Genomic DNA, 15,428 nt, shown 5'->3' on the forward strand with positions numbered 1-15,428 from the left:
TGTGCTTGTTTAATCACTAGCTATTTTGTATTAAAAAAAATTAATAGTGAAATTTCACATTTGATGGCTGTATTTGCAGTTATCATCTTAATTTTAAGTTTAATCTTCGCTCCCTGGCAGATGTTAGTTTTACTATTAGTTCCTGTAATTATTAGTACAAGCTATGAATACTACGCAAGTAAAGTGGTCAGTGAGAAAATAGAATCACCACAACAGCCAGTGTGCGAATCTGAAGCAGATTGTAATTTGATCTACCGTGGGGTTTCCTATCGTGTTGACTCCAATGGCAAATTAGATAAAGTTACTACACCAAAAGCCACGTATAAATTGAGCTTTCGAGGAAGTACTTATTTTGTTTGTGTTAACCCTAACCCCGAACCGACTGGAGTAACTACACCGCCAGTAACTTATAAATTAAGTTTTAGGGGAAGCAGTTATTGTGTGAAGAAAACTGCACAAAAAGAAATTGATTCGTAATGTCTAATTATCATTACAAAGTAGCATTGCAAGGTGAAAAGCTTGATTACTTATTAAAAGTGGTAATGCAGCCATTGTTTGTTATTGGTGGGATTTAACTAAATTCTGACTGTATTTCTCAGAACTGATAACTCACAGTTCAGAGGACGACAATCGATCGCTATCCTATGCCCAAACCTACCTCTTGTTTGGTAGCCAATTATTAAATATTATATTACATTGTCAACTAATTTTTTAATTTGTTAAACCAAATTTTGCTGCTTTATTTTCTGACAAATAAAAATGTAGGCTACAAAAGAGAATTCAGAATTCAGAGTAGGAAGTTACTTACTTCCAAGCTATGGTAATTTCATTTTGAATTCGGAATTTTCAATTCTGACACAAAATCTGCTAATTCCTAGTCATGATTTCATGTCAGTAATTCATCGTGAAGTGTTAATTTTCTAACTCATGAGTCCACTATTCAATTCGCCAGAATCGTCTACTATTTCGCGTCGGACATTGTTGAAAGTGTTTGGTGTTGGTGCAATTGCTGGAGTCACAGGATACTCTCGATTTGCTAAGCCAAAACCAACGGTGTTTGAAAAAGATACCCTAAAGTTACCACGGATGCTAAATCAGCAAAAAAGCGTTGTAGTAATTGGGGGTGGTTTAGCAGGTTTAGCTTGTGCTTATGAATTGAGTCAGCGGGGATTTGTGGTTACACTATTGGAAAAGTCTCCCCAACTTGGTGGTAAAATTGCTAGTTGGTCGATAGACGCTGTTGGCGAAACTTTTAAGATGGAACATGGCTTTCATGGCTTTTTTCCCCAGTACTATAATTTGAATAGTTTAGTTAAAGAACTGGAGATTGGCGATCATTTTGAATCGTTAAATTTTTACTCAGTTGTCTATCGCGATCGCCAATACAAACCAGAGATATTTTATCCTAGTAGTTCTGCTTTTCCTTGGAATATTATAGATTTAGCGATCGCTTCTCCCAACCGCTTCAAATGGGGAATTAATCTTACAAAATTAAAACACCTGCAAGTCTTCCAGGCGATTACTAGTTTTCAAAGAGAAAAGAACTTTCAGCGGTTCGATAATATATCCGTTGCTGATTGGGTAAACACAGAATTTCCCCAAGGATTATACGACTTATATTTTTTACCTTTTGCTAAATCTAGTTTGAATGCACCAGACACAATGAGTGTTGGAGAATTAATGCAATTCTTCCACTTTTATTTTTTTGGTAACCCTGAAGGACTAGCTTTTAATGGCACTAAAGATGATATGGGGACAAGTTTAGTGCAACCTATTGCCCAGGCAATTCACGATCAAGGCGGTAAAATTATCACAGGTGCAACTGTGAGTGAGATTCCCGTTACAGAAGGTAAGATTGCAGCACTAAAATATTATGTTGGTGGTAATCAAAATAGCGTGCCTTTTTGGGTAAAAAGGAATTCAGTTGTTGATAATACCAAGATGGAATATTTTGGTGCGGCTGATGAAGTATTTGCTTTACCATCTGGAGGAAAAGAAGCGATTTCTCTGACCTGTACTCATCAAGGTTGTACTGTGGAAATGGCAGCCGATGGTCAGTTTCATTGCCCTTGTCATGGTGCAGTTTTTAGTAGTAATGGCAAAGTGGTCAAAGGCCCTGCTGAAGAAAATTTAGCTAAGTTTAAAGTAGTGGAACGACAAGACGAAGAAGTGCAACTAGTAGCAGTGAATAAAAAATTATTATCACCAGAGATAATTCAAGCAGATTATTATGTTTTGGCTACCGATGTACCTGGAGTACAGCAACTCTTGAAACGAGTGAATGGGAATATAGATGAAAAAGTGCGATCGCAAGTTCAAAATTTAAGTATTGCCGATCCTTTCGCTGTTTGTCGTTTCTGGTTTGACCGCGATTTTCTATGGGAACAAAGCAATTTTACATCCTTATCCGGCTACCAATTAACTGACAGCATCACCCTTTATCATCGCATTCAAGAACAATTCATCGATTGGGCAAAACGCACCGGTGGAAGTGTAGTAGAGTTACACGCTTATTGCTATAAGGCAAAAGAATTTCCTACTCAAGAAGCGTTGTTAACCAAGTTTGAGGAAGAACTCTATGAAATTGTCCCAGAATTACAGCAAGCACAGGTATTACATCGAGAATTGGTGAATCAACATAACTTTTCTGGATATCCACCAAATAGTTATGCACAACGTCCAGAAACTACTACTAATGTTCCTAACTTATTATTTGCAGGTGATTGGGTGAAAATGCCTTTTCCTTGTGGATTAATGGAACGCGCTGTTAGTAGTGGCTTATTAGCAGCCAATGAGATTTTACACCGTGAGGGTTTGCAGAGGCGATCGCTTTTATCAGTAAATCCAGAGGGAATGTTACAAATTTAGAATTAGGAATCGGGCATGGGGCATGGGGCATTGGGAGGGTGTAGGCAAGGAGTTACTGCAATACTTGTCGCTTAAGGGGAAAAGGGGAAGGGGAAAAGGGAAAGAAAAAACCTTTACCCTTTACCCTTTACCCTTTACCCTTTACCCTTTACCCTTTACCCTTTACCCTTTTCCCCAAACCAAATTCCGAGTTCAAAATGCTTAACCGAGCAGTATTGGGAGTTACTGTGCATTATTGGTTTATATACAGGTTGCTTTAGAACCAACAGAAGGCATAGTCTAGGAATATAGAACCTGTTCCCGAAAACTATGACTGAGAAATACTCAGATTTTGAGCTATTGTTTGGCTATTTTATTGGTAGTAAAGTGGAGAATTATCTGGTAAATCCACTCGAACTTGAAAAGCTATGAGAGAAAAACCTCAACAACAAATGCGTATATGGGCGATGTTGTGTCATCTCTCGGCTTTATTAGCTTGGATTTTAGTCTTGTTTTTGGTATATATTGGCATACCTTTATTTTTGCCCCTGAATCTGTTAGCCCCACTCATGATTTGGCGATTACAAAAAGCAAAATATCCCTGGATTGATTTTCAAGGTAAAGAATCGTTAAATTTTCAAATTTCTTTGACGTTTTATACATTAATTTTTATCGTTATCTCTTTGTTTTTTGTGTTAACTAGCTTTAGTTTGGCAGTGACTATTAATAGTAAAATCAACGAAGTCAAACTAACCTTAGACAGTTTACTAATTGTGCTGACATTATTAATTTCTTTAATTCTAATACTACAATCATTTTTAGTGACTTTTGCTGCTATAAAAGCTTACAATGGACAACATTATCGTTATCCTTTCACAATTAGAGTTTTGCGATAAATTATCCAAATTTGTTTGTAGATTTATAAGTACGCAAAACGTTTCAACTGGAGACAGTGCTGGTCTTTTTTGCAACCTTTGTGTTAGAGAGTACATTAGTTCAAGACATTATGAGGTGGGATATGGCTGTGATACGTGAGTCGCCTTGGTATCAGGAAATTGAACAGTGTGGGATACGCATCGGTGAAGAACGCGGACGGCGAGAGAACATTTTATCCAATATTGCAATGATTTTAGAGGTAAAATTTGGCAATGAGGGTGTATAATTTATGACCCAAATTAACCAAATTTCTGATTTAAAGCGGTTGCAGGAAATCTTACGTGGCATTGTTGTAGCAAATACTGTAGCAGAAGTGCGAGATCTTTTGTAGTACTATCTTTATTTAAGATAAATTGCTGCACGTTTTATCTTCTAATATTTTGAGGCTATTTCGTCGCCCCGTCAGCATACTGAATTCTTGAGCATAATTTGTATAAATATGGGAGTAAAGATTATATGATTGGGGTTGCGATCGCTGGTACTGGATTTGGTCAAAAAGTCCACATTCCTGCATTCCAAGCACATCCTCGTACCGAGGTAGTTGCTGTTTATCACCGAGATATTAATAAAGCCAAAGCCATCGCACAATCCCATAATATCCCCCACGCCTGCGACACCCTTGCAGATATTGTGGCATTACCAGAAGTCCAAGCAGTCAGCATTTCTACCCCGCCTTTTTTGCACTATGAAATGGCAAAAACAGTCCTAGAAGCAGGCAAACATTTATTACTAGAAAAACCTATAGCTTTAAATGCAAATGAAGCCAAAGAACTTTATCATTTAGCTAAACAAAAAAGCGTTATTGCCACTGTAGATTTTGAATTTCGTTTTGTACCAGGATGGCAATTATTTGCTGAACTTTTGTCAGCAAAATATGTGGGGGAGTTGCGCCTAATTAGAATTGATTGGTTAGGTTCTTCTCGTGCTGATGCTTCCCGTCCTTGGAATTGGTATTCTGATAAAGAAAAAGGAGGCGGTGCATTGGGATCTCTGGGTTCCCACGCCTTCGATTATATTCATTGGTTATTCGGGCCAGTGCGGAAATTAAGCGCCTATTTGACTACTGCAATTCCGGCGCGAATTGACCCGACAAATCAAGAATCAAAGCCAGTTAATACAGATGACAATTGTATATTAACGCTGGAATTGGCAGATAGTACACCTTGCCAAGTTACCATCAGCGCGGTTGTTCATGCACCAAGAACCCATTGGATAGAAGTATATGGCGATCGCGGTACTTTAGTTATAGGAAGTGAAAATCAAAAAGATTACATACACGGCTTTCGGGTTTGGGGTTCCCAGACAGGTAAACCTCTTGCAGAAATAGAAATACCAAATCGATTAATTTTTCCCAACAATTACGCCGATGGACGGATTTCTGCATTCATTCGTGTCATAGACCAATGGGTACAAGGAATTGACCAAAACCAGCAAACAATACCATCTCTGCAAGAAGGAGTTTATTCTCAGTTATTGATGGATTTATCTCACAAATCACACGAAACAAGCAGTTGGGTTGATGTACCCAGCTTGGAAAGTTATCTTGAAAGCTAAATTTTGGATTTTAGATTATTTCTTCAATCCAAAATTCTAAATCTAAAATTCACAGCTAGCGGTGATGAAACTCCACTTGTTTCTCTAAAATCTTGATATCGTAGTTACCAAAAAAATCGTGGCCTAGTAGCCCAATGTCAGCTTGTGGAGCGATCGCTACTTGAATATTATGCGCTACAACTCCACCTACCGTAATAGATTTTACCTTACTGGTTGAAAATTGAACTTCACTACCATCAGCAACTTGAGCTTGGATGATACCTGTAGTTTTGAGTTGCAGGCTACTTGCCATGTTCCGAGTAATCACAGTAGCACTAGCACCTGTATCTACAATCATTTCAAAGGTTTTTTTGTCGTTGAAAGTAACATCAACTATGGGAGTTCCACCAAAGCGGCGTTTGATGGGAACCCGAAAAACTCCGTCGTCTGAAGATGCGTCTGAAGGTGCAGCTGTCTTATCACCACAAAGCTTTGCTAATGCAATGGTTTCACCAGAAGAAGTTACCATGAAACATGTTCCTGGATCTCCAATTGATGCTTGATTAAATAATACTAAAAATAGTAGTGTAGGCATAACTGCAACCGCACTTAAATTGATGGTTTTAATCCCATGCCTCCAGACATTATTCATATTACGTTAATTCTCCATTCTTCCGATATTTCTTAATATCTCAATTACTCAGATAAATTTACTTTTGTATTTTTATTTTTTACTTTTATATTTTTACTTATATTACCTAGAATTACCGATTAATAAATTAAAGATTAGATAAAGACATGATAAAACTACTGAGAGTTGATTCAATACGGTTCGGATAAGCACTATGAACTTTCCTTGTGGTCTGGGAAAAGGTTAAAGGGTAATGGGTAAAGGATGTATTTAAAACCTTTCCCCTTTCCCCTTTCCCCTTTAACCGAACCATATTGAGAGTTGATTAATCGAGTAAATAGAGAGTTGGGAGTTGGGGACAAAAAGAATAATTCTTAACTCTTGTCTGAGTCATCAGTCAATATTAATTACCTGGCTCAAATATTGTTGTTGCTGCATGTACGGCAATGGCGATGGCATTTTTCACCGCAGTATCTCTCTGTTCTAAAATGATATTTTCACTAACAGTACGACCAGCAACTACACCACAAATAGCTGCTGCGGCAAAATTATATACTCCAGCCATTTTAAACAGCGTGCCTGATTCCATCTCATAATTCAAGATATTTAATCGCCGATATTCTTCTGTAATACCATGCAGCGATCGCATTAAATTTGGATTTGCCGAATCAGTGCGTTCTTGTCCTTCATAAAAAGTATCAACTGATGCCGTAATTCCTAAATAATAGTCAGCTTTTAATTCTTGCGCGGCTTTAACTAAGGCGACTGTAAGAAAAGGATCGGCCGCAGCTGGATATTCCACAGGTGCAATATCATTTGCCGCACCTTGGCGACACAATGCTGCATTGCTAATAACAACGCTACCAACAGCAATATGAGGTTGAATGGAACCACAAGTTCCAATGCGGATAATTTGCCGAATACCTATTTGTACCAACTCATTCACAACAATACTTAATGAAGGCGCACCCATACCACTAGTAGCAGATAAAATGGGGCGACCATTAGGTAAAAATCCCAGATAGCTATTGAGTCCGCGATTTTCTGACAACAAGCGTACATCTTGTAAATAAGTTTGGGCAATCAGACGCGATCGCTCCGGGTCGCCAGATAATAGGGCTATGGTGGGAGGCGATGAACCTAAATCATCTTGTCCGAAGCCAATGTGATAGAACTGCTTATTTGGCATAGCGTTCAGAATAGCGATCGCCCCAGCAGGATACCATACCACGGTCTTTTTTGAGAATTTACCTAGAATCTCCTCCTTCCCATATCTGAAGTTGTCTTTCGCCTGCAACCATACAATTGATTTGTGCTAATTGCAACAAAGTTATTATCTCCGTGACAAAATTTACTTATTTTTAACTTGTTTGGAGTCAGCTACTAACAGTAATAAACAGCAAGTACTATGCTTGGAATTTTAATTGAATCTTTTAACAGAATAAGTTGTAGCAGAGTTAAACTTAAACAAAGGCTTGGTATAAGTTAATATACAATAATTACAAAAAATAGTGTTTAATTCGATATTTTTATAAATAAAAAAATTAAATTATCATTGTTTATGCCAGATCAAATGTTACATAACATCACTAAATTCTCTGCTGATTTATTGTGTAAACTTTTAGGACAGCCTAGTGTTAGTAATTTAATAACTCAATTGCATGAAAAAAACATTCAAATTCAGCAATTAGAAGAGCAAGAAAGGGCGCTTTATAGAGTTATTAGCAAAATCAGGGCTTCTCTAGAGTTAGAAACAATTTTTCGTACAGCTACTAAAGAAACTTGCAAGTTACTCCGTGTCGAACGGATTGCCGTCTATCGTTTCCATCATGACTGGGGTGGAGAATTTGTCCATGATTTTGAGTTTGCAGAGCCTGGATGGGATCATGTAGACGCATTAGGAAAAAATACGCTTTGGAATGACTCTTATCTACAAGAACATCAAGGTGGACGTTATCGGAATAATGAAACTTTAGTGGTTTCAGATATATACTCAGCAGGCTTGTCTCAATGCCATTTAGAAATTTTAGAACAGTTCCATATTCGAGCTTATGCAACTGCACCAATTTTTGTGGGAAAAAAACTGTGGGGAGTACTAGCTGCTTATCAGCACTCACAGCCACATGAATGGAAAAAATTAGAAATACAGTTTTTGTCTCAGATTGCGACGCAGTTAGGGTTTGCAGTTAAACAAGCAGAATTGTTAGCTCAAGCAGAACAAAAAGCAGCAGAACTCCATAAAGCGAATCAGCAGCAAGAGATTGTGTTTAATTTAGTTGCTGAAATTCGTGAATCTCTGAGTTTAGACACTTTGTTTAAGACAACTGTACGAGAAGTTCGTAAAGCTCTCCGTGCAGATCGCGTCGGTATCTTTCGATTCGATCCTCAATTAAACTATATCTCTGGCGAATTTATTTCTGAGAATGTATTGCCTGATTGCGATTCGGTGATTGGCATAAAAGTGAAGGATCGTTGTTTTAGTGAAAAATATGCAGTTGCTTATCACCAAGGGCGTATACAGGTATTATCAAATATTTATCAAGCTGGACTGCAAGATTGTCACCTTCAAGTTTTAGAGCAATTTCAAATCAAGGCGCAAATTGTTGTACCTCTCATGAAAGGAAAAACTTTGTGGGGATTACTATGTGTTCATCAGTGCAGTTGTTCGCGCAATTGGAATTCGTTGGAAATTAAATTTATCCGACAATTAGCAGCTCAGTTTAGCGTAGCTTTAGAACATTCAGAATTATTAGAACAATCCCGCTCTCAAGCTAATCAATTGACTCAAGCGAATCATGCTTTAGAATTAGCAAATTCTGAGTTAGAAAAACTTAGTAAACTCGATGGTCTAACTAAAATAGCTAACCGTCGTTGTTTTGATGAATTTTTAGAACGGGAATGGAATCGGCTAAAACGAACTGGAAATTATTTATCTTTAATTTTATTTGATATTGACTATTTCAAAGATTATAACGATTATTATGGACACCTAGCAGGGGATGAATGCTTAATACAAGTCGCTCGTGCTGCACAAATTGTGTTAAAGCGTCCTACCGATCTCCTAGCTCGTTATGGTGGGGAAGAATTTATTGTCCTTTTGCCGAATACGAACGAATCAGGTGCTATTAAAGTAACTAGTTTAATTCATCAATCTATTGAAAAATTAAAAATTTCTCATACGAGAAAGAATAGCTTTCAATATTTTGTAACCGTCAGTTTAGGCGTGGCAACTCAAATTCCAACAGATAAAAGTTCTGCTCAAGAGTTAGTTGATGCAGCCGATAAAGCTTTGTATAAAGCTAAAGAACAAGGACGCAATAGGTGGGTTTGTGCTGCAAAACTCTGAAAGGTTGTTTGTTAACCGTCAACAGTCAACTGTCAACGTGAAATCCCATCCCCTTTTAAAGGTGGGATAAGCTTAACAGCCTTTTCTTTTTGTTGTATTACAGATATAATACAAAATATATCACCACTAAGATGGTGGTATTTGTCGCTTGAACAAAAAGGAAATTTTATGATCCCGCGAGAACGCGTCCGCAATATTGGTATTTCTGCTCACATTGACTCTGGTAAAACTACGCTATCAGAGCGAATTCTCTTCTACACAGGCAGAATCCATGCTATTGAGGAAGTCAAGGGAGGCGGCAAGGGTGCAACAATGGACTTTATGCCGGAGGAAAAGCTACATGGTATTACCATTACCTCTGCGGCAACAACTTGTCAGTGGCATGATACCCAAATTAACTTAATTGATACACCGGGACATGTTGATTTCACTATTGAAGTAGAGCGTGCTCTGAGGGTACTCGATGGGGCAGTAATGGTGCTGTGTGCAGTGGCGGGTGTGCAATCCCAGTCCATCACAGTGGATCGGCAGATGAAACGCTACCGCGTGCCGCGTTTGGCATTCATCAACAAGATGGATCGGATGGGTGCAAATCCATTTCGTGTAGTACAGGCAATACGCGATCGCCTGCAATTAAACGCTGTATTACTCCAATATCCCATCGGTACTGAAGACCAATTCCAAGGTGTAATTGACCTAGTGGAAATGACCGCTCACTACTTTGAGGGCGAAAACGGCGAAAATTGGGTAAAACAGGCAATTCCCGATATTCTTGTGGAACAAGCACAACAGGCACGGGAGAAATTGCTAGATGCTTTGTCGCTATTCTCCGAACCAATGACCGAAATGTTGTTGGAAGCTAAGGAGATTCCCCAACAACTAATTTGGCAAACCATCCGCCAAGCAACTTTGAGCCTGGAACTCACACCAGTACTTTTGGGTTCCGCATTCAAAAACAAAGGAGTGCAAAATCTGTTGGATGCGATCGCTCTTTACTTACCATCTCCGGTGGATAGAGAAGTAGTCAAAACCGCAGAATCAGTCAGTGTCTACCCTGACGCCGATGCCTCCTTGGTAGCTTTGGCATTCAAACTCACCGTTGAGTCCTTCGGACAGTTGACCTACACTCGTATTTACTCTGGGACATTAAAGCCTGGTGATACCGTCTACAACTCCCGTACAGAACAACGGGTGCAAATCGGTCGCTTGGTGAGAATGCACGCCAACAAGCGCGAAGAGGTGAAAGTTGCAGTGGCTGGGGATATTGTTGCCCTATTGGGTGTAGATTGTGCCTCTGGCGATACATTGTGTACTGGAGAAACACTAGTATCTCTGGAAAGGATGTATGTGCCGGAACCAGTGATTACACTGGCAATTACACCCAAAAAACAAGAAGATAGCGATCGCCTTTCCAAAGCACTCAACCGCTTTCAACGGGAAGACCCCACCTTTCGGGTGAGCATCGACCCAGAATCAGGAGCAACTTTGATTTCTGGAATGGGCGAACTCCACCTAGAAATTTACTTAGAAAGGATTCAGCGGGAATACAATGCTGAGGTTTATGTCGGTACTCCTGCCGTGGCCTACCGGGAAACCATTGGACAAAAAGCTAACTTTGACTACCGACTTAAAAAACAATCAGGCGGCCCTGGTATGTACGCCCATGTTATTGGGTGGATTGAACCTACAGATGAGCCATTTGTTTTTGAGAATCGGGTAGTTGGGGGGGCGATTCCCAAAGAGTACATCCTTGCGTGTGAGAAAGGTTTTCGGCAGGCGATGGAATCAGGAAAACTGTCAGGCTATCCGGTGACTGGCGTGAAAGTCGTTTTGGAGGGGGGTTCCTATCACCCCATTGACTCTTCAGAATTGGCATTCCGGTCGGCTTCTCATCAAGCACTAGAGAGTGCGATCGCCAAAGCCAAACCCTACATACTCGAACCAATTATGCTTGTAGAAGTGGAAACACCAAACGAGTTCATGGGCAGAGTCCAGGGTGACCTTTCCTCCCGTCGAGGTTTGCTGTTGGGTTCCGAGACAATGCAAGGATATTCAGTGATTCGGGCAGAAGTACCCCTAGCGCGAATGTTTGGGTATTCTACAGACTTGCGATCGCTCACTTCTGGTATGGCTACCTTTTCAATGGAATTTGCCTGCTATAAACAGTCCTAATCGACATTCGCAATTAGCATCTTGAAATAGTTTAATGTAGGGGCACAGAATAACTGTGTCCCTTTCATTTTTGCTAGGTTTTGAATTATCGTTATCTCGATTCGACTTGCTATCTCTTGTACTTTACCTATAAAATCCTTTAATTTTTATGTTCAAAAATAGTTTTAATATTACTATTAATCAAGCATATATAGCAATTCCCTCTTAAGTGAGGTACACAAACCTTTGTTTTTAATGCAGAGGGGCGCAGAGTTAAGCGCATTCGCCTTTAGGCGTTCCCGCAGGGTAGGTACACAGAGGTTTACCCATAAGAGTAAGTTTGACATTAAACAAAAAAATGCAGTTCATTTACCTACCTGAAAATAGCTGTAATTCAATCTGCGCTCGTCAAATCCTCGATCGCTGACATCTGGGAATTCGGTAAACTAAATTTGGATACCCAGGAGTTTTTTGTGCCTACCTTGAAAACCTTACAACCTGGAGATGAGCCATTACTCGAAGCATTCCTCTGGCAACATGCCGATACTTCAATGTTTTTGCGCTCTAATTGCCGAGCTGCGGGACTACTTGACGAGGGTGCAAGATTTCAAGGAACTTATGTTGCTGCGTACATAAATGAAGCTATCGTGGCGGTTGCAGCCCACTTTTGGAATGGGATGGTAATAGTTCAAGCCCCTGTACATTTAGCAGAGGTGGTGCAAGCAGCAGTAACTCAATCTGGACGAGCCATTGCTGGAATTAGCGGCCCAGCCGCACAAGTTGAAGCAACAAAAAGTGTTTTGGGACTTAGCAACCGACCAACTCAGCTTGATGAATCTGAGATATTATTTTCTCTCACACTGGCAGACTTGCAAATACCTCCAGCCTTAGGAGCAAAACAAGTGCAGTGTCGTTTCCCACATTCAGATGAATTGGAATTACTGTGTGAATGGTGCGCTGCTTATAATATCGAAGCTTTAGGGCAAAAAGAAACTTCGAGTTTACAACCAGCTTGTCGGCAAATAATTGAAGCGCGTCAAGCTACGTCTGTGCATTGGGTATTGGTAGCAGAAAATACTCTAGTTTCCTACTCTGCGTTTAATGCCGCCCTGCCTGATATTGTGCAAATTGGTGGAGTTTGGACACCGCCAGCACTACGGGGTAAAGGCTACGCCAAATGTGTTGTAGCAGGCTCGTTGTTAGAAGCGCGATCGCACGGTGTAAAACGTGCCATCCTATTTACAAGTGACGACAAACAAGCAGCACAAGCAGTTTATCGAGGAATTGGCTTTGTGCCCACTGGTGAGAAGTATGGGTTAGTGTTGTTTGAAGGATGATGGGCATGGGGCATTGGGCAAACAGGGGGTGTGGGAAGTGTGGGAGGTGTGGGAGGATGGGGAAGAAATCTTTCCCCCTCTCCCTCATCCCATATTCACTGAATTAAGCCGTGAAGCCGCCGTCAATGTTCAAGCTTGCGCCGGTGACGAAACCAGCTTCGGCACTGGCAAGGTAGGAAACCATGCCAGCGATTTCGTCGCTTTGACCGTAGCGTTGGAGGGCGGTCATACCTTTAATGTTGTCGGCAAAGGAGCCGTCCGCCGGGTTCATGTCGGTGTCCACTGGGCCGGGCTGGATGTTGTTGACCGTGATGCCGCGAGGGCCGAGATCGCGGGCAAGACCGCGCGTGAAACTAGCGATCGCACCTTTGGTTAAAGCATAAACAGAACCACCAGCAAACGGCACAAGGTCACTGTTGACGCTGCCGATGTTGATGATTCGTCCGCCTTCGCCCATGTGGCGGACAGCTTCTTGGGTAGCCACAAACACACCCTTGATGTTAATTGCAACGAGCCGGTCAAAGTCCTCCAAGGAGAACTGGTCGATGGGGGCTAAGACGGCGACACCGGCATTGTTCACGAGGATGTCGAGACGACCAAAGGCTTTCACAGTTTCAGCGACGGCGTTTTTTACTGCTTCGACATCGGCACTATCGGCGCGTATGGCCAGGGCTTTTCCACCGGCCGATTCGATCGTCTGCACTACCTCGTCAGCTTTTTGTGGTGAGCTAGTGTAGGTGAGGGCTACGGCTGCGTCATCCTCCGCCAGACGTTTGGCGATGGCCGCCCCTAGACCACGGGAGCCACCAGTAACCAATGCAACTTTTCCAGTCAGTTTTTTTGCCATGATTGGTTGTGAGCCTAAATATACTATTTTACCGATAGGCAACGCGGAGACTTTGAACTAAAATCACCGCAGATGCGATCGCCATTAACCCGCCCCAAAACCAATAAGGCAAAAGTAAATACCGCTGCATTTGTGCTGTATCTGAGAGTCCAAGATAACCAGCAGAGCTACTAAATAAATAATCTAGTTGATGGTATGTACTCACACAAGCTTGTACGCCCAAAAATTGAATGGTGAACCCTTGTACCCAACGAGGTGCCCTCAAGGCAATACCCAAAATTATTAAACCCAACAAAGGAATTGCCACCAAACCAAACCAAGAACGCACCCAAATTAATGTAGAAAATAACAAAAAACTCCCTAAAATTTTCAAACCCAAGGAAGCTGCTTTAAAACTGCGGGAAGCCAGAATCAAGGCTGCGCCTGCAAGAGGTGGCCCCATTGGCCCTGCTGCTGCGATTATTGCTGGGCCGATTGGCCCCAATGATGACCGAATACCATAAGTTGCAACGCCGGAACCATCGCTAAAAATTTGCAATTTCTGAAATTGTCCTCCTAACAGAAGTGCCATTAAGCCGTGACCCATTTCATGAAACCAAGTTGCCAAGATCGTAAATGGGTATAATATATAATCTCCTCCGGGAACTTGCCACAATAAAGCAGTAGCGATCGCAGCCGCAACTAGCCATTTTAGCCCCATGCGTTCAACAACTGGCGGAGCTTCTTTTGTCAGCAAGTTTTCAAAATTGTTACTTGGTTCCTTCATAAATAACTCAATTTTAGATTTTAGGTTTTTCCCACGGATTAATCGCGGGCATTCAATTTTAGATTTTCGACTTTGGCGCAAGCGCTGAGTCTAATTATTTTAGATTTTAGATTATCCCTTCAATCTCAAATCCAAAATTAAAAATCTAAATTGGCAGTGTATTTTTATCCATACTAGTGTAATTATTAAGGTAATGGGGCTTTCAAAAACTCTCGACTTTCGTAAAGAGGTTTAAGCCTAACGCACCATCTTCTATCGCGGTGCATTAAGCTAAAGGTGTAACTCCCCTTACTTAAGATTTACTTTATAAATGACCTCTAAATAATGAGGAAAAATAAGTTTAAATTCCAGAAGTAACCTTTGGAAGCTGCAAGTGCTGTCTCACTTAGCGGTGTTAGCTTTAGTTTTACTTAGACCATTAAGAGCAATCCACAGATTAGTTAAGTTTTTAATCAAACAATAATATCAAGTAGACGGATTAAGGCATTAAAATCTTGGGCTTTATCGTTATCTATTCAAATTGGTTGCCATCGCTCTCCATCCATCTGAGATTTTCAAGATATAATGCGTGCTGAATAATTTTTGTAGAAATACACTTTATGAGCGATCGCGCAAATTATATCTTAATTGACAAAAAGAAGAATCTACGTACTTATTATGATAAATGGTGTCTTGGCACAATTAGTAAATGGCTACTATCTAACTCGGAACAAGCAATTTCTGATTTACGCTCTATGCAGCCAACTCCAGGTTATCTTCTAAATGAAACTTGGTGTGATAGCGCAGTATTAATTGATGATTATAATAAAGTTTTAAAGTTCTTTATTAGTGCAGAAGCAATTAGCATAGGTAATTACTGCTGGAGTACTCTAATATGAAGCAGCTAAAGTCCGCTGAGGAAATATAGGAATCATATTTGATTTCTGAACTGGAGTTTAGACTAAATCGGTCATGTTCAAGAAAAAAAGGGAGTCTGATTGAATACAGCCCCCCTTAGTAGCAGAAACTGAGAGAAGTACTACCAACTCTCACCT

Annotated in this window: 13 protein-coding genes; 9 read left to right on the forward strand and 4 right to left on the reverse strand. The window is 40.5% G+C overall.

Going from position 1 to position 15,428, the window contains the following annotated elements:
• Positions 1-63: 63 nt before the first annotated feature.
• The 5 genes from H6H03_RS26950 to H6H03_RS26970 all read left to right on the forward strand — a co-directional run bounded on the left by H6H03_RS26950 (position 64) and on the right by H6H03_RS26970 (position 5,337).
• The gene (locus H6H03_RS26950) at positions 64-477 is read left to right on the forward strand and encodes a DUF4278 domain-containing protein (RefSeq protein WP_190958123.1); all 414 of its coding nucleotides are present in this window, start codon (positions 64-66) and stop codon (positions 475-477) included.
• A gap of 450 nt (positions 478-927) precedes the next feature.
• Positions 928-2,868, forward strand: a complete 1,941-nt coding sequence (locus tag H6H03_RS26955; RefSeq protein WP_190958124.1) for an FAD-dependent oxidoreductase — start codon at positions 928-930, stop codon at positions 2,866-2,868.
• Between the two features lie 407 nt (positions 2,869-3,275).
• Positions 3,276-3,743, forward strand: a complete 468-nt coding sequence (locus H6H03_RS26960) for a DUF4870 domain-containing protein (protein WP_190958125.1) — start codon at positions 3,276-3,278, stop codon at positions 3,741-3,743.
• Positions 3,744-3,865: 122 nt separating this feature from the next.
• Positions 3,866-4,009, forward strand: coding sequence for a hypothetical protein (locus tag H6H03_RS41825; protein WP_313931928.1), 144 nt, complete (start codon positions 3,866-3,868; stop codon positions 4,007-4,009).
• A 230-nt stretch (positions 4,010-4,239) separates the two neighbouring features.
• The gene (locus H6H03_RS26970; RefSeq protein WP_190958126.1) at positions 4,240-5,337 is read left to right on the forward strand and encodes a Gfo/Idh/MocA family protein; all 1,098 of its coding nucleotides are present in this window, start codon (positions 4,240-4,242) and stop codon (positions 5,335-5,337) included.
• Positions 5,338-5,392: 55 nt separating this feature from the next.
• Here the strand turns inward: H6H03_RS26970 and H6H03_RS26975 are convergent, their stop codons facing one another.
• Together H6H03_RS26975 and H6H03_RS26980 are read right to left on the reverse strand one after the other, a co-directional pair.
• Positions 5,393-5,968 carry a retropepsin-like aspartic protease family protein gene (locus H6H03_RS26975; RefSeq protein ID WP_190958127.1) on the reverse strand — a complete coding sequence of 192 codons (576 nt, stop codon included), beginning with the start codon at positions 5,966-5,968 and terminating at the stop codon, positions 5,393-5,395.
• Positions 5,969-6,350: 382 nt separating this feature from the next.
• Entirely contained in the window at positions 6,351-7,136 is a 786-nt protein-coding gene (locus H6H03_RS26980) for a nucleoside phosphorylase (protein ID WP_190958136.1), read from the reverse strand.
• A 384-nt stretch (positions 7,137-7,520) separates the two neighbouring features.
• Here H6H03_RS26980 and H6H03_RS26985 point away from each other — a divergent pair, with 384 nt between their 5' ends.
• The 3 genes from H6H03_RS26985 to H6H03_RS26995 all read left to right on the forward strand — a co-directional run bounded on the left by H6H03_RS26985 (position 7,521) and on the right by H6H03_RS26995 (position 12,781).
• The gene (locus H6H03_RS26985) at positions 7,521-9,293 is read left to right on the forward strand and encodes a diguanylate cyclase domain-containing protein (protein ID WP_242058006.1); all 1,773 of its coding nucleotides are present in this window, start codon (positions 7,521-7,523) and stop codon (positions 9,291-9,293) included.
• Positions 9,294-9,461: 168 nt separating this feature from the next.
• Positions 9,462-11,465 (forward strand): elongation factor G, encoded by a 2,004-nt coding sequence (gene fusA / locus H6H03_RS26990; RefSeq protein WP_190958129.1) that lies wholly within the window; start codon positions 9,462-9,464, stop codon positions 11,463-11,465.
• Positions 11,466-11,917: 452 nt separating this feature from the next.
• On the forward strand, positions 11,918-12,781 hold the full coding sequence (locus H6H03_RS26995) for a GNAT family N-acetyltransferase (RefSeq protein ID WP_190958130.1): 864 nt from the start codon (positions 11,918-11,920) through the stop codon (positions 12,779-12,781).
• A 103-nt stretch (positions 12,782-12,884) separates the two neighbouring features.
• Here H6H03_RS26995 and H6H03_RS27000 read toward each other — a convergent pair whose 3' ends face one another.
• A complete protein-coding gene (locus H6H03_RS27000; protein WP_190958131.1) occupies positions 12,885-13,628 on the reverse strand; it encodes a 3-oxoacyl-ACP reductase family protein in 744 nt (247 codons plus the stop codon).
• 28 nt (positions 13,629-13,656) lie between these two features.
• Positions 13,657-14,394 carry a M50 family metallopeptidase gene (locus H6H03_RS27005; RefSeq protein WP_190958132.1) on the reverse strand — a complete coding sequence of 246 codons (738 nt, stop codon included), beginning with the start codon at positions 14,392-14,394 and terminating at the stop codon, positions 13,657-13,659.
• 599 nt (positions 14,395-14,993) lie between these two features.
• On the opposite strand from H6H03_RS27005, the gene H6H03_RS27010 reads away from it, so the two are divergent.
• Positions 14,994-15,272, forward strand: coding sequence for a hypothetical protein (locus H6H03_RS27010; protein WP_190958133.1), 279 nt, complete (start codon positions 14,994-14,996; stop codon positions 15,270-15,272).
• Positions 15,273-15,428: the final 156 nt, after the last annotated feature.

The organism is Nostoc paludosum FACHB-159 (assembly GCF_014698835.1).
In the GTDB taxonomy this organism is placed as follows: Bacteria; Cyanobacteriota; Cyanobacteriia; order Cyanobacteriales; family Nostocaceae; genus Nostoc; species Nostoc paludosum.

Bases quoted from the DNA above. Each gene is read 5' to 3' on its own strand.
- H6H03_RS26950 (WP_190958123.1), top strand. From the start codon at position 64: ATGGCTGTATTTGCAGTTATCATCTTAATTTTAAGTTTAATCTTCGCT.
- H6H03_RS26955 (WP_190958124.1), top strand. From the start codon at position 928: ATGAGTCCACTATTCAATTCGCCAGAATCGTCTACTATTTCGCGTCGG.
- H6H03_RS26960 (WP_190958125.1), top strand. From the start codon at position 3,276: ATGAGAGAAAAACCTCAACAACAAATGCGTATATGGGCGATGTTGTGT.
- H6H03_RS41825 (WP_313931928.1), top strand. From the start codon at position 3,866: ATGGCTGTGATACGTGAGTCGCCTTGGTATCAGGAAATTGAACAGTGT.
- H6H03_RS26970 (WP_190958126.1), top strand. From the start codon at position 4,240: ATGATTGGGGTTGCGATCGCTGGTACTGGATTTGGTCAAAAAGTCCAC.
- H6H03_RS26975 (WP_190958127.1), bottom strand. From the start codon at position 5,968: ATGAATAATGTCTGGAGGCATGGGATTAAAACCATCAATTTAAGTGCG.
- H6H03_RS26980 (WP_190958136.1), bottom strand. From the start codon at position 7,136: ATGCCAAATAAGCAGTTCTATCACATTGGCTTCGGACAAGATGATTTA.
- H6H03_RS26985 (WP_242058006.1), top strand. From the start codon at position 7,521: ATGTTACATAACATCACTAAATTCTCTGCTGATTTATTGTGTAAACTT.
- fusA (WP_190958129.1), top strand. From the start codon at position 9,462: ATGATCCCGCGAGAACGCGTCCGCAATATTGGTATTTCTGCTCACATT.
- H6H03_RS27000 (WP_190958131.1), bottom strand. From the start codon at position 13,628: ATGGCAAAAAAACTGACTGGAAAAGTTGCATTGGTTACTGGTGGCTCC.
- H6H03_RS27005 (WP_190958132.1), bottom strand. From the start codon at position 14,394: ATGAAGGAACCAAGTAACAATTTTGAAAACTTGCTGACAAAAGAAGCT.
- H6H03_RS27010 (WP_190958133.1), top strand. From the start codon at position 14,994: ATGAGCGATCGCGCAAATTATATCTTAATTGACAAAAAGAAGAATCTA.